This window comes from Ruegeria sp. O4, assembly GCF_056535125.1.
Window position 1 is genome coordinate 22,174 of record NZ_JBQERO010000015.1, and the last position, 19,627, is coordinate 41,800.

General features: G+C 56.0%; 17 protein-coding genes. 9 read left to right on the plus strand and 8 right to left on the minus strand.

Annotated features, from left to right (window positions below):
* The first annotated feature begins 1 nt into the window (after position 1).
* Positions 2-1,906 carry an asparagine synthase (glutamine-hydrolyzing) gene (gene asnB / locus ACR0J7_RS15515; protein ID WP_480871351.1) on the plus strand — a complete coding sequence of 635 codons (1,905 nt, stop codon included), beginning with the start codon at positions 2-4 and terminating at the stop codon, positions 1,904-1,906.
* On the opposite strand, the gene ACR0J7_RS15520 is transcribed toward asnB, so the two are convergent.
* Positions 1,903-2,307 (minus strand): GtrA family protein, encoded by a 405-nt coding sequence (locus ACR0J7_RS15520; protein ID WP_480871350.1) that lies wholly within the window; start codon positions 2,305-2,307, stop codon positions 1,903-1,905. The two genes, asnB and ACR0J7_RS15520, sit on opposite strands and share 4 nt — an antisense overlap.
* Positions 2,308-2,867: 560 nt before the next feature.
* On the opposite strand from ACR0J7_RS15520, the gene ACR0J7_RS15525 reads away from it, so the two are divergent.
* The 3 genes from ACR0J7_RS15525 (at position 2,868) to ACR0J7_RS15535 (ending at position 4,575) form a co-directional block, all read left to right on the plus strand.
* Complete coding sequence (locus tag ACR0J7_RS15525) at positions 2,868-3,092, plus strand: hypothetical protein (RefSeq protein ID WP_480871349.1); 225 nt, start codon at positions 2,868-2,870, stop codon at positions 3,090-3,092.
* A 74-nt stretch (positions 3,093-3,166) separates the two neighbouring features.
* A complete protein-coding gene (locus ACR0J7_RS15530; protein ID WP_480900727.1) occupies positions 3,167-3,475 on the plus strand; it encodes a hypothetical protein in 309 nt (102 codons plus the stop codon).
* 59 nt (positions 3,476-3,534) lie between these two features.
* On the plus strand, positions 3,535-4,575 hold the full coding sequence (locus ACR0J7_RS15535; protein ID WP_480871347.1) for a sulfotransferase family protein: 1,041 nt from the start codon (positions 3,535-3,537) through the stop codon (positions 4,573-4,575).
* On the opposite strand, the gene ACR0J7_RS15540 is transcribed toward ACR0J7_RS15535, so the two are convergent.
* Together ACR0J7_RS15540 and ACR0J7_RS15545 are read right to left on the minus strand one after the other, a co-directional pair.
* Positions 4,542-5,873 carry an arylsulfotransferase family protein gene (locus tag ACR0J7_RS15540; RefSeq protein WP_480871346.1) on the minus strand — a complete coding sequence of 444 codons (1,332 nt, stop codon included), beginning with the start codon at positions 5,871-5,873 and terminating at the stop codon, positions 4,542-4,544. The genes ACR0J7_RS15535 and ACR0J7_RS15540 overlap by 34 nt on opposite strands.
* Positions 5,874-5,888: 15 nt before the next feature.
* The gene (locus ACR0J7_RS15545) at positions 5,889-7,775 is read right to left on the minus strand and encodes a hypothetical protein (protein ID WP_480914846.1); all 1,887 of its coding nucleotides are present in this window, start codon (positions 7,773-7,775) and stop codon (positions 5,889-5,891) included.
* Positions 7,776-8,011: 236 nt separating this feature from the next.
* On the opposite strand from ACR0J7_RS15545, the gene ACR0J7_RS15550 reads away from it, so the two are divergent.
* The 3 genes from ACR0J7_RS15550 (at position 8,012) to ACR0J7_RS15560 (ending at position 11,296) form a co-directional block, all read left to right on the plus strand.
* Positions 8,012-9,001, plus strand: coding sequence for a glycosyltransferase family 2 protein (locus ACR0J7_RS15550; protein WP_480871344.1), 990 nt, complete (start codon positions 8,012-8,014; stop codon positions 8,999-9,001).
* Positions 8,998-9,381 carry a GtrA family protein gene (locus ACR0J7_RS15555; protein WP_480871343.1) on the plus strand — a complete coding sequence of 128 codons (384 nt, stop codon included), beginning with the start codon at positions 8,998-9,000 and terminating at the stop codon, positions 9,379-9,381. Before ACR0J7_RS15550 ends, ACR0J7_RS15555 begins: the two co-directional genes overlap by 4 nt.
* An 826-nt stretch (positions 9,382-10,207) precedes the next feature.
* A complete protein-coding gene (locus ACR0J7_RS15560; protein ID WP_480900673.1) occupies positions 10,208-11,296 on the plus strand; it encodes a tyrosine-type recombinase/integrase in 1,089 nt (362 codons plus the stop codon).
* A 28-nt stretch (positions 11,297-11,324) separates the two neighbouring features.
* Here ACR0J7_RS15560 and ACR0J7_RS15565 read toward each other — a convergent pair whose 3' ends face one another.
* On the minus strand, positions 11,325-12,341 hold the full coding sequence (locus ACR0J7_RS15565; protein ID WP_209599308.1) for a ParB/RepB/Spo0J family partition protein: 1,017 nt from the start codon (positions 12,339-12,341) through the stop codon (positions 11,325-11,327).
* Between the two features lie 73 nt (positions 12,342-12,414).
* On the minus strand, positions 12,415-13,845 hold the full coding sequence (locus ACR0J7_RS15570) for an AAA family ATPase (protein ID WP_480914848.1): 1,431 nt from the start codon (positions 13,843-13,845) through the stop codon (positions 12,415-12,417).
* 386 nt (positions 13,846-14,231) lie between these two features.
* Between ACR0J7_RS15570 and ACR0J7_RS15575 the strand changes: the two genes are divergently transcribed.
* Positions 14,232-15,239 (plus strand): replication initiator protein A, encoded by a 1,008-nt coding sequence (locus ACR0J7_RS15575; RefSeq protein ID WP_209507478.1) that lies wholly within the window; start codon positions 14,232-14,234, stop codon positions 15,237-15,239.
* Positions 15,240-15,242: 3 nt separating this feature from the next.
* Here ACR0J7_RS15575 and ACR0J7_RS15580 read toward each other — a convergent pair whose 3' ends face one another.
* The 3 genes from ACR0J7_RS15580 to ACR0J7_RS15590 all read right to left on the minus strand — a co-directional run bounded on the left by ACR0J7_RS15580 (position 15,243) and on the right by ACR0J7_RS15590 (position 18,447).
* Positions 15,243-15,446 (minus strand): hypothetical protein, encoded by a 204-nt coding sequence (locus ACR0J7_RS15580; protein ID WP_209599306.1) that lies wholly within the window; start codon positions 15,444-15,446, stop codon positions 15,243-15,245.
* A gap of 381 nt (positions 15,447-15,827) precedes the next feature.
* Positions 15,828-17,198, minus strand: coding sequence for a nucleotide sugar dehydrogenase (locus ACR0J7_RS15585; RefSeq protein WP_480914850.1), 1,371 nt, complete (start codon positions 17,196-17,198; stop codon positions 15,828-15,830).
* Positions 17,199-17,361: 163 nt separating this feature from the next.
* Positions 17,362-18,447, minus strand: coding sequence for an NAD-dependent epimerase/dehydratase family protein (locus ACR0J7_RS15590; protein WP_480900681.1), 1,086 nt, complete (start codon positions 18,445-18,447; stop codon positions 17,362-17,364).
* Between the two features lie 171 nt (positions 18,448-18,618).
* On the opposite strand from ACR0J7_RS15590, the gene ACR0J7_RS15595 reads away from it, so the two are divergent.
* Complete coding sequence (locus ACR0J7_RS15595; RefSeq protein WP_480871336.1) at positions 18,619-19,590, plus strand: NAD-dependent epimerase/dehydratase family protein; 972 nt, start codon at positions 18,619-18,621, stop codon at positions 19,588-19,590.
* The last annotated feature ends 37 nt before the right edge of the window (positions 19,591-19,627 follow it).

Genomic DNA, 19,627 nt, shown 5'->3' on the forward strand with positions numbered 1-19,627 from the left:
GATGTGCGGAATATGCGGAATCCTGCAGGTCGACCCGGCGGCTGATCACCCCGAAAAAGAATTGATCACGGCAATGGCAGCAACGTTGGCCCATCGTGGACCCAATGATGATGGCGTCTGGCTGGACGAGGACGTTGCGCTGGGTTTTCGGCGTCTTTCGGTGATTGACCTATCTTATGCCGGTCATCAGCCAATGACAAACGAGGACGGCACTGTGGTGATTGTCTTCAATGGTGAAATCTACAACTTTCAGGAACTGAAAGAGAAATACCGCCTTGAAGAGCGCAGCCATGTCTTCAAGTCTCGCACGGATACCGAGGTTCTGATCCATCTTTACGAGGAAATTGGACTCGACATGATTCCGGAACTCAATGGGATGTTTGCATTTGCGATCTGGGATACGCGCAGTAAATCATTGCACCTGGCACGCGACCGCTATGGGATTAAACCCTTCTTCTACCAGAAAGATAATCACCATTTTCGCTTTGGCTCTGAGATCAAGGCGATCATCGCCGATGACCGGGTTGTGCGGAAACCATCGATGCAGGCCCTACATGATTTCCTAACCTTCAACTACATTCCAGGAACCCAGACAGCCTTTGACGGTATTTCCGAAATACCGCCGGGGCATCACATGACTGTCACCTGCGACGGCGCAGTAACGACGCAGCGGTATTGGGATCTGAACTTCCACGTTGATCCCGGCATAACCGAAGAAGTGGCGATTCAAAGGTCTTATGACCTGATGGATAAAGCTTTGCAGCGGCGCCTGGTTGCAGATGTGCCGATTGGCGTGTTCCTGTCAGGGGGGCTGGATTCCAGTACACTGGTCGCACTCATGCACAAACATGTGGATGAACCGATCCACACCTATTCCGTCGGGTTCGAAGATCAGAGTTTCAATGAGCTGCCCTATGCCCGAATTGTGGCCGAAAAGTTTAACACCAAACACCGAGAGGTGACGGTCACGGCCGATATGGTGCGGGACATGTTGCCAAGGTACCTGAGCTTCATCGACGAACCATATGGGGACGGGTCTGCAATACCGACGTATTTCATCAGCGAACTGGCCAAGGATGAAGTGGTTGTCGTTCTATCGGGTGAAGGCGGCGACGAGGTCTTCGCCGGCTATGATACACACGCAGCCTACAACATGTACAAACAAGCCCGGAAGGTGCCCGGTTTCATTCGGAACGGCGTGATGAAGCCTCTGGTGAACTGTCTGCCCGTGTCGGACAAGAAACTCAGCTTTGAATTCAAGGCCAAGCGTTTTTTAGGCGGGTTGGATCTGCCGCCGGAAGAAGCACACCTGTGGTGGCGGATTGTCTTGGGAGAAGCTGAAAAACTAGACCTTTACGCAGATGGTTTGGCGGGCACCGAATCTTTGCAGCCTTCGGTGCGACATTTCCAGGCGGCTTACGAACACTGTGGTGCGGAAGAGATCCTGTCACGATTGATGTATATCGATTCAACCATTTTCCTGCCCGACGACCTGATGATCAAAAATGATCGGATGACCATGGCGCATTCTCTTGAGGCCCGGGTGCCCTTTACCGATCCGGAACTGACCGGTTTTATGGCTACAGTCCCTTCACATCTGAAAATGAAGAACCGGCGCAAGAAGCATCTTATGCGGCTGGCAATGGAGAACGATCTACCCGACAGCATTCTCAACAAAAAGAAAGTTGGGCTTGAAATGCCCTATTCCCGCTGGCTCAAGACCGAGCTCAAGGATCTAATGATGCGCTATCTCGGACCCGAGAATATTCGGCGCACAGGCTTGTTTCGGGTTCAGGCATTGCAGACGCTGATCGATGACCATCTAACCGGAAAACGGGATAATGGCCGCCCGCTCTGGGGTCTCTTGAACTACATGATGTGGTACGAGCTTTACATCGACACCTAGCCCGGTTTGCGAAACACCCAGAGCGTCGAAACCACATAGCTGACGACAAAAGACACTCCGATCGCAATCAGCAGGATGAACCAGAAAGGTAAAGCCGTCACATATCCCAGAACCGCCACTACAGTGAGGCGGGCCAGCAAAGATGACAAAACCGCAATCAGATACTTACCATATCCCCGGAGCGAGATTGTGCCTTCGTCGGTGTGCTCGTAGCTGAAGATATTATGCCCGCAGTAATTGACAAATGAGCCCAGCACAAAGCCGCATATCGAGGCAAAAATATAGGGGGCCGCAAAACCCAACACGAGCAGCAGCGCCAACAGATAATCCGCAGCCGTACCCAGAACACTGATGCTGAGGAACCTGAAGAACAAGCCTTTATCTTTGAGCTCTGAAATCATGGTTTTGAATCTTCAAAATGGTCATTGGCTGGACATAACAGGTCAAAATGGTTTCCATTTAAATAAACTATCAAGAGCAAAGTTAATCCGATGGAAATCTGAGAGCGGTGTATTGCTCAAATCTCCCTCGTTGAGTTCTTAGGGCGTATGACAGGATAAGGTGGTTGTGTTACAAAATAAAATCTTAACTCACTATCTGGCTTTAAACAGAGCCTAGGCGGGACCTTTGTGCTTACAAACGAAACACTCATCCCCTCAGAGCCGGTATGTCTCATAAATCCAAGCGACCCATGCTTTGAAAGCGTTCGATACCAGTCCGACAACCATAGACGCTTCTTGTACGATATATTGGTGCGATAAACCGACCTCGACCTGTATCGTCCTGTTTGCAAACCGGATAATCCGCTCCACATCGTCACGGAGGTGCAAGCAACTAGGGCGCGCGGGCAGTTTTGAACCTTTGTACCGAGGCACTAAAATGCTAACGTTCATGACGATTGCAGGGCTATTGCCCCGCTGCCGTGTATTCATATGAGTTGAAGGTTGGGATGATCATCACCATGCGTATTTTAGTTCTTTTATCCGGGTTCTTTATCATGCCCACGGTCGCAATGGCTTATATCGGACCTGGTGCCGGGTTAGGCGCAATCGGCACACTTATCGCACTTATTGGCGCTGTGCTGCTCGCGATTGTCGGATTCGTATGGTACCCGATCAAGCGCATGATACGACGGCGGAAACCTGTAGACGGGGCATCCGACAATGACCCGAAATCAAACACGTGATCATAGCTGTCGGATTGACCGCCGTAGCTGCCTTTGTGCTAGCCCTAACCGTGTTGCGCCTCATACCGACAGCAATGTCAGCAATTGGTATTGCTTCTGGTGCCGCTGCGGCTATGCGCGACCCTAACCTGAACGAAGAAGCACGCGAAACAGCGGTGCAACGCGCATCGCTGCGCCTATTCGGTTGTTTCGGACAAATACTCTGGCGCTTTCTGACAATCCTCGCCATCAGCGCGGCCCCAATCCTGACGGCGAATGCCTTAGGGCTTGCCGAGACTGAAGCCGTCACCGCCTGGCTTTTGCGATGGGATGTGATCATCATCCTGTCTGTTTCTCTGATCGTGCTTTGGTATTTGAAGGGGCGAGTGTGGGCTTCGAGGTAAGATACAGCCGGTCCGAACGGATATTTCACCGGTTGGCTTTTACGAGCCCGTCGGTCCAAATGGTCGCAGCTGATATCGAAGACAGCACGCTGATCCGGCATTTTGAGGGCGCCAATGATCGCAACCCTGTGCTTATTACATCGCTGGCCCGTGCCGGAACAACACTGGTACTGGAGCTTCTGTCCCAACATCCGGACCTGGCCTCTCACACCTATCGCGACATGCCGTTTATTCTGGCGCCGATTTTCTGGGACCGGTTCTTTGGGCGCTTCCGTCGGGACGGAGAAACCCGCGAACGCGCTCATGGCGATGGGGTGCAAATTGGGTTCGACAGCCCCGAAAGCTTTGAAGAAGTGTTCTGGAAGGCACATTGGCCCGATCATTATCGACGTGCACAGCGTATTCCGCTTTGGCAACCACATCATCACGATACGGAAGCGACAGCATTTTTTCGCAAACACATGCAAAAGATTGTGTCCCTCAGACGCCCCGGGAACAGCGCCACGGCACGCTATATCTCAAAGAATAACGCCAACATCGCACGTATCGACCTTTTGACAGAGATGATGCCCGATGCTCATATTCTGGTTGTCTTGCGTCATCCGCTGGAACACGTGGCCTCGCTTTTGCGTCAACATCGAAATTTCGCCGTGCAACAGGCCGCAGATTCGTTTGTCACGCGGTATATGGCGGATATCGGCCATTTCGAGTTTGGAGAACTGCACCGCCCATTCGGATTTTCCGGGCTGTCAGAGCACACAACACCAGACACACACGATTATTGGCTGGCCTATTGGATCGCCGCATTTCGACATGTCGAAGAACGGTGCGAACACGTTCAGATACTACCCTATGAGGCGCTTTGTTCTGATCCCGAACCGGTCCTGCGACAACTGTGTCTGACGCTGGATCTGGATCCGGATGGATTATCCGGAACGACCGAGATGATCCGCCCACTGACACGCAAAACCGATCCCGGGCAGTTTTCACCGGCACTGGTCGCGGAGGCCGAGGCGATCTATGCCTCGCTTGCCACGCGCTCCGGCTACCCGCAGGCGTGTAGTGATCAGGAACAGACCCAGACGGACCGGTTGACATAATCTAGCGGATAGCGCCGTGCCTCTTCTACGAGCGCAGCCGAGCGGGTTCCGGCCACAAACACCATAGACCAGACAAGCTCTCCATCTGGGGTGATTTCGAAAACACGGCCAGACATGCTTTCGGTCACAAGGATATTCCCATTAGGCAAAGTCTGGTGCGTGCCCATTATGAAGCTGAAAAACAACTGATCCTCTGTCTTCGGATAAATCGTCTCGGTCAGACCGGTTGCAGGATCAAACCGAAGAATACGTGCCCCGGCGAAATCGCGCCCAGGCACCATGGCACCACCGCCATTATCAAAAACCGTGATGGTCCCGTCAGGCGCGATGTCCGGATCATGCTGCTGCACCCATGGACCGTGCTGCATCCAGATAATCTTGCCACTGGCTTTGTTAAGCACAGCCAGCGCGTTGAGATTACGCATGGACAGTAGTAAGTCGCCGGCTTCCGAGCCAGGAATTCGCACACTCAGTGCAGGGGTGACAACTTCGATATCATTGAGGTGTACGGGATCTAGATCTTCCGGATTAAGCCCGTAGATGATGTCAAACTCCTGGTGCTCGGCCAACCAGTCGATTGCCGGTTCAAGGATCGGGATATCTTCGATAACGCGGCCCTCCGGATCAATCCGCAGGGCTGAATCGGCATAATAATTGTCGGAATTCAGGATCGCCTCGACTGAGGCACCCGGAAGCATGTATTCCGAAGTCAGTGTTGAAGGATCGCGCTTACTTGGAATCCAGTAGCTTCCATCCGGGTTTTCTGTGATCGAGTGGTGGGTCATCTGGTCAACGGTCCAAATAACATCACCACAAGGGCCAAGACGGACAGTGCCACGCTCTGCGAAGTTGACAAGGACAGAGCCGTCTTTCTCCAGAGAAATCCCTTGCGTGTGATATCCTCCCGATCCATGGGGGATTGCGCTGGCAGGCACGATATGGGTCGGATCAGGCCAGATGGTGTGAAAATCAAGCGGCCACTCACGCAGAAGCGTACCATCCGCGTCGTAAACCCGCGCCTGTATGCCTTCGTCGAACATGCCCTGAACGATCGTAAGCCCGGCCCAACTGCGTTCAGTGTCATGCTTTACCAGGCCAACACCTTCATACCGGCGCGGCATCCACCGGGGGTCACGATACCACGGACCCCGGATCAGTTCTTCTGCCGTATCCTTAACCTCGCGGATTAAAGCTGTCGGTGGCAGGTTCAGAACTGCGACCGAAACGCCCGTCAGAAAAGCGAGTATCGCACCGCTTGCCAGAAAAATGACAAGCCCAAATGCATTCCTGCTCTCCATTACGACATACTCCCGTTAATTGACTGTATCGAATATTTCCCTCAGAGGGCGTGCATCCTCAATGTCATGTTCGATCATCCATGCCGTTTCGGACGCTGACAACTTATGCTCGATCCGCAAAGTCGAGAGCGGCAGGTCAGCCGTCTCGGCAAACCGATAGCAAAGGCCGTTCATCTCGGTAGCTTTAGCTTGCCAGTAAAACTGACTCGATCTTATCCATCGCCCGGCTTCATCCAGTTGGGCTGCAACTATCTGACCAGTACCGGGATCAATGTCGGCGCAGGTCTGGCCGATCAGAACGGCCATCCTATCCGAATAACAAATCGCACCGCGCGCATCCTCCCTCAGTGGAAAACAGATGGATTGAGCTGGCAAAGGTTTCAAATCTTCGAAACAGACAAACAATGTATCCTCGACCAAAAAAACCGATCCCTCTGCCGGAAATCCCATGCATGCCCGCGGTGGGGTCAACACCGACCCGGCGTAGTCAGTCGCACCATAGCGAACCTGAAAAATGGAGTTCATATCCACACCACGATGAAACGTACTTTGGGTTTGAAAATCGCCGAATTTCAAAGACGGGGACCAGGGCTCACCGACGGATCGGATCGGTGTAGATCTGACATCGAATTCATCCAGTGTCCGGGCCCGTTCTACGATAGCGTCCGCCAATTCAATGTCCCGCTCCGCCGTTTGGTTAAACAGGGGCCAGATATGTGATGAGGCAACAGCCTGACTTACGCCAAAAACCAAACACAAACCCATCACTCCAGCCTGCACCAGACGTGATACAGGCATCCCATCTATCGCTTGCGCGATAACCGTGGCCGAAGCCAAAACAGTGCCCGCGAAGATGAACCCGACAAACCCGATGCTACGCCCGATCAAATAAGGTTCCGGATAGAGAAACCAGATCAGAACCGGCAAGATGAAGAGCGCACCTAGCCCTCCGACTAACACGCGCAATCCCCCTATCCAACCACCAGCAGCAAGCCTGCTGGCGGCAAACACGGATATCGCCGCCGCACCCATAACCAAGATGCAGGCGGCAACTATGCTCAACAAAAACAGGTGCCTATAAAAAGACGGCACCCCAAGGAGTCCACCGCTATGTATCAACCTCTCAATCCAGTAGAGGGCCGACAGCTTATCGGCAAGTACAGCAGTATCCACACCACCCGAGAAACGGAAATCTGCCTTGAGATCCAGAGCGTAAATCGTGGCGTCACGTTGCAGCTGATACAGGATCAAAGCGGCACCTGAGACGACCAGTACCCTCAACAAAAAAAACAGGCATTTCCGGTGATCAAACCGATCAACCCGGATCAGAACCAGGGCCGGGATAAGAAACCCCAACAAAACATAGCTTTGATAAAAACCAATGGATATGGCCAGCAGTTCGGCGGCTACGGCCATTCGCAGAAACAGTCCAGACCACGACCGTCCACCCGGGGGCTCAACCAATACCATGGCCCCAACGGATGCGAGAAGACCAAGACAAAACCACGGTGCCAGCGTTTGATAGTGCAAAAGCTCGGTCAGATAGATATGCGAAGACCCGGCCAGAAAAACTGCAAGGATAGAAGCTACGACCATGGCTGACCCCGTCATCGCAACAGCCTCACGTGCAATCAGAACGGCAGCCCCAAATAAAGCCGCAAAAATAATGAAAATCAGGGTGGCAATCGACGCACCCTGTTCAAAAAGAACCTCGTGAGCCCAATGCGTCGCCCAGCGACCGTGAACTTCAGCGAACACACGCTCAAGACCAGCTGCAAACCGCCATTCATCCGGATTGAAGCCAGATCTTGCGATGCCGATCCCGGCAGTAGACAGAAAAAAAAGGGCTGCAATGATCGCTGACACAAACAGAAGCCGTGCCGGTATCCTGACTTTGGTCATAAAGAAGTCCAATTAGGAACCACACAAACCAATGTCACCCTACAACACCTTTCTTCGAACTCCGACTTTGTTATTAGTGAATCTCCTGTCTTTTGTCATCCGACGCTCTGAAGACGAGCAATAAGGGAAGAAACTGTTTCCGAAACGCACACCATTGCACTGAAATTATTTTTTTATCCAATATCTGAGGTCAAAAACCTTAATCGTCGCGCGGACCGGAAAGAGTTATTGTAACGATGATCAAAGTACAAAAATCGGATACGGAAGAACGGATGGAACAGGCCATCGTCAGCTTGTCAATCGTAGTGCCCTGCTTCAACGAAGAAGCGGTTTTGCCGGAACTCATTCGCCGGGTCAGCGCCGTCGCCGAAACATGCGTTGGATCATCCTGGGAACTCATCCTGGTCGATGACGGGTCCACCGACTGCACACGGGACATGATTACAGAGCTTGCAGAAACCAGGCTCAATATCCGTGCAATTATCCTGTCTCGAAACCACGGGCATCAGAAAGCGCTTTCAGCCGGGCTGACGTATGTACGCGGTGCAAATATTCTGGTGTTGGATGCGGACCTACAAGATCCCCCCGAGCTTTTGCCCGAGATGCTGAAGCTGATGCAGAACGGAGCTGATGTCGTTTATGGGCAACGTCGGCAGCGGGCAGGTGAAACGGTAGCCAAGCGGATAACCGCAGCTGCGTTTTATCGCCTTCTGGATCAACTGACCGATGTCAACATTCCGCTCGATACCGGTGATTTCCGCCTAATGTCCCGCACTGTAGTCGATTACCTGAATACTATGCCGGAAGAAGATCGTTTTATTCGCGGCATGGTCAGCTGGCTAGGGTTTCGGCAAGTAGCGTTGTCGTATGACCGGGCAGAACGCTTTGCCGGGGAAACCAAGTACCCGTTTAAAAAGATGCTACGCTTGGCTGTTGATGCCATCACCGGGTTTTCCATTGTTCCACTACGCCTGGCGACATGGCTGGCACTTTTGACCACCGTACTAGGGCTCGCATTGATCGTCTGGGTTCTATTCCAATGGTTTACCGGGGATGTCGTCTCAGGCTGGTCCTCGGTGATGGTGGTGGTGCTGATGGTGAGCTCGGTTCAGCTTCTGACGATTGGTATTCTTGGCGAGTATATTGGCAGGCTCTATCTGCAAAGCAAACGACGCCCTCACTTTGTGGTGGAACGTGTCGTTTCAGGTCTGGACGAGCACTCGTGAAACCCTTTGATCTAAGAAGTATCCTGTCCTTCGGGGTTGTTGGTTTCCTCGCGACGGTCACTCATGCTCTCGTTGCGATTGCATTGATTGAAACCTGCGACCTGCATCCATTCTCAGCCAACGCATTTGGCTTTGGAGCTGGGTTTATAGTGTCATATTTCGGTCATCACCGATTCAGCTTTCAATCCAAGGCTGGTCACAGGCAGGCTATGCCACGGTTCCTGGCGGTTGCGAGCTTTGGCCTGTTTCTCAACCAGGTGATCGTCTACTTCATGGTCAATCTAGCTGGGCTGGACTATTTTCTTGTGCTTAGCGTGATTATCGTATCCGTTCCGGTGATTACTTATCTGACATCCCGCCGGTGGGCTTTTGCCAAGTAGCTTCAAGGATGTGAAGGTGTTGTCTAATCGCGCGCGGCGCGCTGTCCAAAGGCCACACAAGAGGCCAACCTTCCACAATGCAGAAGCAGCCAACCCTGCCCACACCCGCCGCGCAAGCGACGAGAAAATAAGCACTCGGGGCAGAACGAAAACGGGGCAGGTCCGGTTCCAAAGACAATTTGACAAAATACGGATTTCGAAAATCACCGGGGTTTCGTCTTGGAGAGTATGACAGGATAAGGTGGCTGTGTTACAAATCACAAGTACAACTAAATATTGATTTCGAGTTGAGCGAGAGCAAACCCTCTGACACCACCGTTTTTTTGTACGTTTGCCCGTTGATGCGCTGGAGTGTTTGGAAGCGGCGATGCAATCGCTCAATGCAAAACTGCAATCAGATCATTTAGCAGCGTCGGGACCTAAAGGCAATGATCATTGCAACGCGTCGGAATCAGGAGCCGGAGGTGGCCATTCGTCATCAACTGGCTCACGGTGCCAGATCCGTTTTGATTAGGATCACCAGTCGTCACGATCAGCGCGAAAAACGATCACAGGGTCTGTCGGCACACACGGGACTGCGACAAAACTAAGCTGAAAGCGTAACTGATAGACTTGTTGAAAATGAATAAATTGACCCAATAACGCAGTTTCTCATCCAATCCAAAGTTGTTTCGAAAAACTGGAGCCAAAGCGCTCTGTCGCGAGCTTTTGGCGATTACAATCTCCCCTTCCCGTCTTAATTACGCGCATAATTGTAGCTTTTCGCTCACTACTTTTGATACATCGTAAATTCCTCTTCACACCCGATAAGTATCCCTTATCATGATTGATTGATTTCGCCGGAAAATGCGCACAGAATGTGCCTCATCTTGCGCCTTATCTTCCCACCGCCGCTCCCGCCCTCTCCGCTGAAGATCAGGAGGCGCTCACCGATCTTTATGTGCGCGGCACGCCAGCCAATACGCTGCGCGCGTATGAGCGCGACCTGCTCTACATCACCGCGTGGAAGGCTGCGCGCTTTGGCACGACTCTGGACTGGCCCGAAAGCGAAGCCACCGCACTGGCCTTTATCCTCGATCATGCGCGCGACCTGACGGGCGCGCCTGTGGACGATCGCGCCCGCCAGACGGTCGAGATGTTGATCGCGCAGGGGTTGCGCAAGTCGCTGGCCTGCCCGGCCCCCTCAACGCTGGACCGGCGCATCGCCTCCTGGCTGGCCTTTCACCGGATGAAGAACCTCACCAGCCCGTTTGATACCCCGCAGGTCAAGCAGGCCCGCGCCAAGGCGCGCCGCGCCGCCGCCCGGCCCCCGGCCCCGAAATCCGCCCATCCCATCACCCGGGACGTGCTGGAGCAGCTGCTGGCCACCTGCCGCGGCAGCCGCCGGGATTGCCGCGACCGGGCGCTCCTGATGCTGGGTTGGGCCTCGGGCGGGCGGCGAAGGTCCGAGATCACCGGGTTGATGCGGGAAGATGTGTCCTTGAAAGAGTTCGAGACCAAGGGCCTAGTGTGGATCTCACTGCTGGAAACCAAGACCACCCAAAAGGGGGAAACACCGCGGCTGGTGCTCAAGACCCGCGCGGCACAGGCGCTGGTGCATTGGATCGAGGTGGGCCAGATCGGGGATGGGCCGCTCTTCCGCCCCATCTCCAAGGTGGATCGGGTGCTCAAGCGCCGGCTCAGCCCGGATGCGATCTACCAGATTGTTCGGCACCGGTTGAAACTGGCGGGACTGCCCGAAGGCTTCGCCTCGCCTCACGGGCTGCGCTCGGGGTTTCTGACGCAAGCCGCGCTGGACGGTGCCCCGATCCAGGCCGCCATGCGCCTGTCCCTGCACCGCTCCATGGCACAGGCGCAGAAATACTACGATGACGTCGATATCGCCGAAAACCCGGCCGCAGACCTGTTGGGGTGAAAGAAAGAGCGGTTTCGCGCGCGAAACATCAGGTACTGCGTGCGTGTAGCCAGGTTTTCAGTTCCATAAGAAATTCTTCAGACATCCCTTGGCCGGACAGGGTGACTTGTGAACCGTTTCGACTCTGTTTCAAGTGAATGTCACCGAATGTCTCTTTCGAGGCCGTCTCGGGAGCGGGCGATTTTGCATCCCTTGATGACAGGCTGTTTGCCGCGCGGGTCAGAGCCGATATCTCAGTTTCCGATGTCTCGGGCGCGACCCCTTGCAAGGCTTTGGCGATCAAAGCAGCCGCTTTCGACTCCTCCTTCAAAACCTTCGCAATCGACAATCCCAACCGCTCAGGGATGGCCGAGGCAAACCGTAGATGATCGTCCAGCGCGTGATAGATCGCGATGAAGGACCCGATCTTGGATCGTTTGGCCCGGCTGGCTGAGGCAAACAGCCCGCGCAGGGCGGCGGCTTCGTCCGGGTAAACCCCCTGCTCTGCCGCGCGTGCCACGATCCGGGCGCGCTCATAATAGCTCAGCCCGACGCGGATCTCATTTTCCTCGACCATGGCCACGTAAGCGTCAGATGCACTCTGTGGTTGCCTGAGAAAGGCACGCACGGTTTCAAAGCGGGCCTCGCCCATGTCCTGCGCCAAGGCCCGCAGCGCTGTCATCCGACGCCAGCCAGAGATCAGCCCATAACGCCCTTCCGGCAGCTCCACGACCTCAATCGGGGTTTGCTGACCGCGCGCTTTCAGGCTTTCCTTCAACGCCTCCATATCCGCGTCATCAGCCGCCAGCCGGTCGCGCACCAGATAGGTTTCCTCGATTGAATCCAGCGGCAGGTCCTGCACCAACCGCCCCTCGGCACGGGCCGCACGCAATTCTCCGGACAGCTCCTCCAGTGCCGCCTGAGCCGCCGTGGCTCCGGCCACCTGTGCAACCGGAGGCGCAGCGCGGGGCGTATCCGCAGGGAACATGGGGTTCAACCCGGGGGCAGGGCGGGTGTCTTCCAGATAATCCGGCCGGGCAGGGGTCAACCGTTTGCGTTTTGCCATCACTTTCTCCTTTTCCAGCGCGGATCAGACCCTGTTTCGGGCGCCACTGATGTGTTTCGCGCGCGAAACATGATCACCTTAGCGCCAATTCCGGTGTTCCCGCCGCTTCGGCCTGCTGGGCCAGTTCCTCACCTCGCCAGACGCCAATCAGCAGCTTCTTGAACGAGGCATAGGTGGCATCGAAGGTTTCCCGCCCGCGCACATAGGTCTCGCGGTTGAAGTCACGGTAATCGGCCTCGTAGATACCGTTGACCTGTTCCCCGGCCTGCCCGATCAGCGCCGTGTAGCCCTGCCAATGCGGTGACAGGGTGCGGCCCAGATAGGCTTGCATCAGCCCGGCCAGCTCGGCCTGCTGGCTGCCGTCATAGCGGGTGATGATTGTGCGCACTGCGTCCCACTGAAAGGCCATCTCGGGGCGTCCCAACGCGCGGGCCGCCATGTTCTCACCATCTTCGATGGACTGAAACGTGGAATGCAGCATGTCAAAGAAGCGCCCGGTGGAGTCGAACTCCAGGAATGACGCCCCCATGGGCACCAGAAGGATATCCGAGGCGGCCAGCCCATTGATCGTCAGATAGCCAAGGGCAGGGGGGGTATCGATGAAGATGATGTCATACTCGTCCAGCACCCCATCTTCGTCCAGCGTGTCGGTCAGCGCATCCCACAGCTTCCAGCTGCGGCCCTGCATCCGCCAGACCGGGATCTGGAACTCGGCCCAATACAGGTTCAGCTGCGCGCCAATCAGGTCGATATTCGGCCAATGCGTGGTCTGGATCAGATCGCTGCTGCGGACCTTCAGCGCTTCGGACAGGGTGTCGTCGATCGGATGCGGTGCCTCACCCCGATCAAGCCGCCCCTGATTGTCACGGCGCAGATGGGTGGCGTAGTGGCGGGCGAGTAAGGGGAACACCGTCTGCCATTCATCGGTTACCTTACCGCCAAAGATCGACGTCATCGAACCCTGACTGTCCAGATCAATGACCAGCACCTTGTAACCATCCAGGGCGGCAGACATGGCGAGATGCGCGCAGGTTGAGGTCTTGCCAACACCGCCCTTGAAATTGGCGACCGAAACGATCTTGGCAGGTAGCCCATTGGGCCGGTAAGGGCGGTACTCCTTGGCTTTGGACCCCTCCGAGGCAAAATGTGCCCGCAGCCGCAGAACCTCATCCAGCGTAAACCACTTGGCCCCACCCTCGGTTTCGGATTGCCCCTGCGGCAAGTCCGGGTTGCCCTTCAGCACGCGCCGAAAATGGGCGGGTGCGACAGGGATCAGATATTTGGTGATTTCCCAGGTTGAAAACAGGCGCAGCTTCTTCTGACCGTTTTCCTCCAGCCCCCGGTTTGCCAGATCACTGCGCCCCCGTGCACAGGCATCCGCGATTTGTGAAAACTCACCCGTGCCGGTTGGATTTCCAAGTTCAGCATAAGCCAGATCCGGATCAATATTGAAATAAGGGGGAAGCCCCTCGGAGGTTGCTGCTCGCATTGAAAGCCTGCCCATGTGCTATGTTTTGATCAATATACCACAAAAGGAAGCATGTGGAAGCATTATGAGCACAAAACCGGATTTTCTAAGTAAAATTAAGGGGTAGAAAGCCTTCGGGACGCTGCTTTTGAGCGTATAGCAAAAAAATGTTCAGTTAGAATCCTGTTATTTAATTAGTTACAGGTGAACTTGAGTTCTATTAAGTATAAGAAAAAAAAGAGGTTTTTGTATTTTTTGTGGATCATACTGAATCTGATCCCACGATATGGTGACTCTGATCCCACGTTGGAGTGACTCTGATCCCACGTTTCGGCGGCTTTACGCTTCCTGTGGATAACTCTACGGTAGGCGTCAATAAAACCACGAACAAAGATTCGGGCAGGACATATGGGCAGGGCAGTATGAGCGGGTCAGGGGCGTTGTTGCCCGACCGGCACCCAACGGGTGATTTTTTTGTATGCGATATCTTCGATGCGCTGCCCAAGACAGATATGGGCTCGATGGAGCATCCGATGTTTTCGCTCTCGACCCGGCCGGATCGCCGGATCCTCAATTACGAGCATAACGGGGTCGAGATCACGGTGACGCCCTCGGTGCGGGGACTGGCGACGATCCACGACAAGGACATCCTGATCTTTTGCATCAGCCAGCTGATGGCAGCGATCAATGCGGGCCGGACGGTCAGCCGGGTGTTGCATCTGAAGGCGCATGATCTGCTGGTGGCCACCAATCGCGAAACCAGCGGCGATGGCTACAAGCGTCTGCGCGAAGCGTTTGAGCGGCTGGCAGGCACCCGGATCACCACCAACATTGTCACCGGCGAGAAGGAAACCACCACCGGGTTCGGCCTGATCGAAAGCTGGGAAATCGTCCGCCACACCCGGGCGGGCCGGATGGTCAGCGTCAGTGTGAAACTGTCGGACTGGCTGTTTCGCGCGGTTCTGGCGAAATCCGTGCTGACCCTCAGCCGCGACTACTTCCGCCTGCGCAAACCGCTCGAGCGGCGCATCTATGAGCTGGCGCGCAAACATTGCGGGCGTCAACCCGAGTGGCGGATCTCGGTCGAGGTGCTGTTGAAGAAGTCCGGCTCGGCCTCGCCCCGGCGGGTGTTCCGCAAAATGATCCGCGACATGATCGCAGCCGATCACCTGCCCGATTATGAGATGATCGAAGAGCCCGGCGACCTGATCCGCTTTTCGCGCCGTGGCCAGGTGGTCGAGGGACCGGACAAACCGATCCTGCCGTCACAGGCGCTGGAGGAAGCCAGGGCAATGGCACCGGGCCGCGATGTCTATGCGCTGGAGGCGGATTGGCTGGCCTATTGGGCTGCATCGGGTCGCCCGCAAATCAGAAACCCGCAACGGGCGTTTTTGGGCTATGTGGCCAAGAGGGTCGCCGGGCGGGATTAGCGCTTAGCTGGAATAGGCGGGGTTTTGTTTCTGCACGCGTGTCTTCACGGCTTTGACAGCACCGATGACGATGAGAGCGGCGATGATGAACAGCCAGCCGAAGAGGACATAGCTGCCCAGGGCCATAAGGATGGACGCACCGGAGAACAAAGCAATCCCGGCGGCGCACAGGCCGACAAGAATGGCTATTCCGATAACTCCGATCATGTTCTCCAAGTCCTCCGGCTATGGTCTTGGTCCGGCCAGCCCTCAAGTGGTTGCAGTTCAGCCATTGGGCAGATGCCCATAATGATTTCGCGGTGAAATCATGGCAAAACTTTGAACTACAGAGGGTTAAAATTTGGTTATTTTTACCGGGAGGAGCTTTGCTCCACTACTCGTGCCACACCGCTTTATAATTTATTGAGACATGGGAATGTCTGAGAGGATAGTTTCTCAAAACTTTTGCGACAGCAATATGGAACGCCCGCACCCCCTGAAAATGTGCAAAGGTTCGCCTATGGCACCGCTCTGTCAATCCGCGGTTGCTTGGATGGAATGCCAGATGAGCGTGCGTTTCGGTCACCGAATGTCAGGGGGCTGAGGGGGTCACATCTTGACCAGACGCCCATCCGTCACCCTGATTGCCATTTTATCGAAAACATTGCGCGTATCAAAAACCAGCGCCGCTTCGCGCGCGACCAGACCGTAATCCGGGGCGCTGTGATCGGTGATCACGGCCGCCGCCGCATAGCGTTTCAGGTTGTCCGCCGTCAGCGGCTGGGAGGTTCGGCCCGCAAGCTGCGGGTATTCGCCACCTTCGGGCAGGCGCGGGAAATAGGGGTCGTGATAGTCCACTTCGGCCCCCAGCTTCTCCAGCTCGTCCAGCAGCACCAGCGCCGGGCTGCGGCGGGTGTCTTCGACATCGCGCTTATAGGCGATGCCCATCAGCAGGATGCGCTGTCCGGTCAGGGGTTGCCCGGTCTCGGCGATGGCCGAGCCGTTACGCGCCGCCAGTTCGGCCGCCATCCGTGCCGCCAGCATGGATGGCACGGCGTCGTTGCTGGAGCGGGCCAGATTGATGATCGGCGTATCAGATCCTGCATCCGCGGCACGCCAGGCCAGATAGGCCGGAGACACCGGGATGCAGGCCCCACCAATTCCGGGACCGGGATAGAAGGGCATGAAGCCAAACGGCTTGGTCGCCGCGGCCTCAATCACTTCCCAAACATCCACGTCCATTGCTTCAAGCGCGGTCTTCAACTCGTTGACCAGCGCAATATTGACGGTGCGAAAGCTGTTTTCGACCAGCTTCACCGCTTCGGCTGTGGCGGCCGAGCTGACCGGAACGGCGCTGGTGACGATGGCGCGGTAGAAATCCTCGACCAGTTGCCGCGACAGCGGATCGTCGGCACCCACCACCTTCGGGATGCTGTGCGTGTCGAACTTGTCATTGCCGGGGTCTTCGCGCTCGGGCGAAAACGCCAGGAAGAAATCACTACCCGCGCGCAGACCGCCCGCCTCAAGGATCGGCTGAACCAGTGTGGTAGTGGCGCCGGGCCAGACGCTGCTTTCCAGCACCACCATCTGACCAGGGCGCAGATGCTGCGCGATGGTCTGCGCTGCGGCGGCGACAAAGCGCATGTCCGGGTCTTGTGCATCGGTCAGCGGTGTCGGCACGCAGATCAGGATGATATCGGCCTCGGCCAGTGCCGCGGCGTCCTGCGTTGCGCGGAACCTGCCGCTGTCTACCGCTTGTGCGATCCGGTCTGACGCCAGATACGATATGACCTGATCGCCCTGATTGATCCGTGCCACCCGGTCAGGGTTGAGATCAACGCCGGTGGTATCGAACCCCTCATCATAGGCAGTCAGCGCCAGCGGCAGCCCGACATATCCCAGCCCAACCACAGCAACCCGCGCATCGCGCGCCGCGATAAGCTGCTTGAGGGACTGTTGGTGCGAGGTTTCGTAGTTCATAATCTATCCTGATCGTACAAAGTCACACTGAATTAAAATTAGCTTAGCAGATTGGAAACCTTCTCTCTTCATCGGATAGGACAGATCGGGAACGAAGCCAACCAATTTGTCGTTCCCGGCAAAGACCCGGAATGGGTGTTTCCAAAAACAAGGCAGTCTTGAATCAGCGCACCGATTGTTTCCGCATGTGCTCGATCCATTCGTCGAAGGAAACACGGGGTGCATAGCCGATCTGATCCTGTGCATGTCGGGTTGAAACCTCTGGCTGACCGGCAAAAAGCCTGCGCCCTGCCATGTCAGGCATCACGGGCCAGGGTTTCGCCAGCCGGGCCTGAACGGATCGTGCCCAGTCCGCGGCGGCCTCGACCCGGCGGCGCCCGACAAGGCGGCGCAGATGCGCGCTGAGTTGCCCCGCCAGAGAGGGGCCTGCGGGCGCATTGCCATTGGGCGGCGGGGGCGGGTTTGCAGCCGGATCAATCCGAACCTCTCCGCATCCGGCAAGGCGGGCATAGCCTTCGAAAAACGTCTTCCATCCCAGCGTGTCCGGGCCGCTGATCAGGTATCGCTCGACCCCGGTCTGGGGCGATGAGGCCGCGCGCAGGGCGGCCTGTACCACGTCATCGACATGCACGGCCGGACACTGCCCAGGTGGGTCGGGCAGGATGATGCCACCCCTGCGCATCATGGCCAGTGGCGCATTGGTCCAGAGCGCGCTGCCGGGTCCGTAGACGATGGTTGGCTGCAAGATGGCGGCGTCGCATTTCCCCTGTAGCAGTCTCTGTTCCATCACGATTTTGGCGCCGCGATAGCTTTGCGCATCTTCCGGTGTGATCGGGTTATGTTCGGCGATTGGCCCGTTGGGCCAGCTGTCATAGACCACAGCAGAGCTCAGATGCACGATGCGTTTGCAGGACCCGTCTTCGGCGGCTGTAATGAGCGCGTCAAAAGCCGCAAGGTTTTCCGCGCCGGAGGCCCTAAAATCATAGGCCAGATGAAACAGAACCGCCCCGCCACCCAACGCCTGCGTCAGGGTTGGGCCGGGGAGCAGCGGGCAAACCAGTGTCTTTACTCCGGCCTGTTCCAGTGCGGCAGCCCCATGGCGCGTGCGCAGCAATGCGGTCACGTTACATCCCAGCTTCAGCAGGGCATCAATCAGGCGCTGGCCGATAAAGCCGGTTGCGCCGGTCACGATCACGCGCTGGCCTGCAAGGCCGTAGCCGGGGCGGGGGTCCATGTGGTTTTCGATCATCTTCGCAGGTTCAACATTCCTGATGCGTTGTGCAACAATTCAGCCCGTTTTCCGAAACTGTGCAGGTCCGGCCTGTCAGCGCACCATAGCGCTATCTACCATTTGGTGGCCACAGATCCCTATGCTAAGCCTGTGGCATTAGAGTGGATTCTGTTGGTACGAGGGTTTTTCATGCAAATATTGATCACAGGCGGGGCCGGTTTTATCGGATCACATCTGGCCGAGCGTCTGATTGGCAATGGGCATGAGGTGACGGTGCTGGATGACTTGTCCACCGGATCGCTGCAAAACCTGTCTTCTGTTCAGGATCATTCCGCCTTTCACTTTGTCGAAGGCAGCGTATTGGATACCGGTCTGGTCGAAGAACTGGTCGGGGCTGCAGACGCGGTGTTTCATCTGGCTGCCGCTGTCGGGGTGAAGCTGATCATGGACCAGCCCAGCCAGTCGATTGCAACCAATGTCGACGGTACGCAGAATGTGTTGCGGGCTGCCCTGCGCCACAAACCTCTGGTCTTCATCGCCTCCAGTTCCGAGGTTTACGGGAAGGCGTCGAAATTCCCGTTCAACGAGGATGACGATCTGACGATCGGTGCGACCAGCGTTCTGCGCTGGTCCTATGCCTGCGCCAAGACATTGGATGAGTTCATGGCGCTGTCCTATGCGCGCGAGGTTGATCTGCCGGTGGTCGTGCTGCGATTTTTCAACACGACCGGCCCGCGCCAGACCGGGCGTTATGGCATGGTTGTTCCGAACTTCATCGAAGCGGCTCTGGCGGGTCAGCCAATTCAGGTTCATGGCACCGGCGAGCAATCGCGCTGTTTCAGCCATGTGGCCGATGTGATCGAGGCGCTTATGCGTCTGCTCGATGTCCCCGAAGCCCGGGGTCAGGTTTTTAACATTGGAGGTGAGCAGGAAGTGACGATCCGGGGGCTGGCCGAAAAGGTAATTGCCGCCACGGGATCCGCGTCCGAAATTCGCCTGGTGCCCTATGAAGAGGTCTATCCGGAAGGGTTCGAAGATATGGCCCGCCGCCTGCCGGATGTCTCGAAGCTGCGGCGGTTTACCGGTTTCAGCCCGGCACGGACGCTGGATGATATCATCGCCGACATCATGGCCGAGAAACGCGCCAAAGTCTACGCATGAAGAGCCGATCACGATGACACCGGGACAAAGAGTTGAA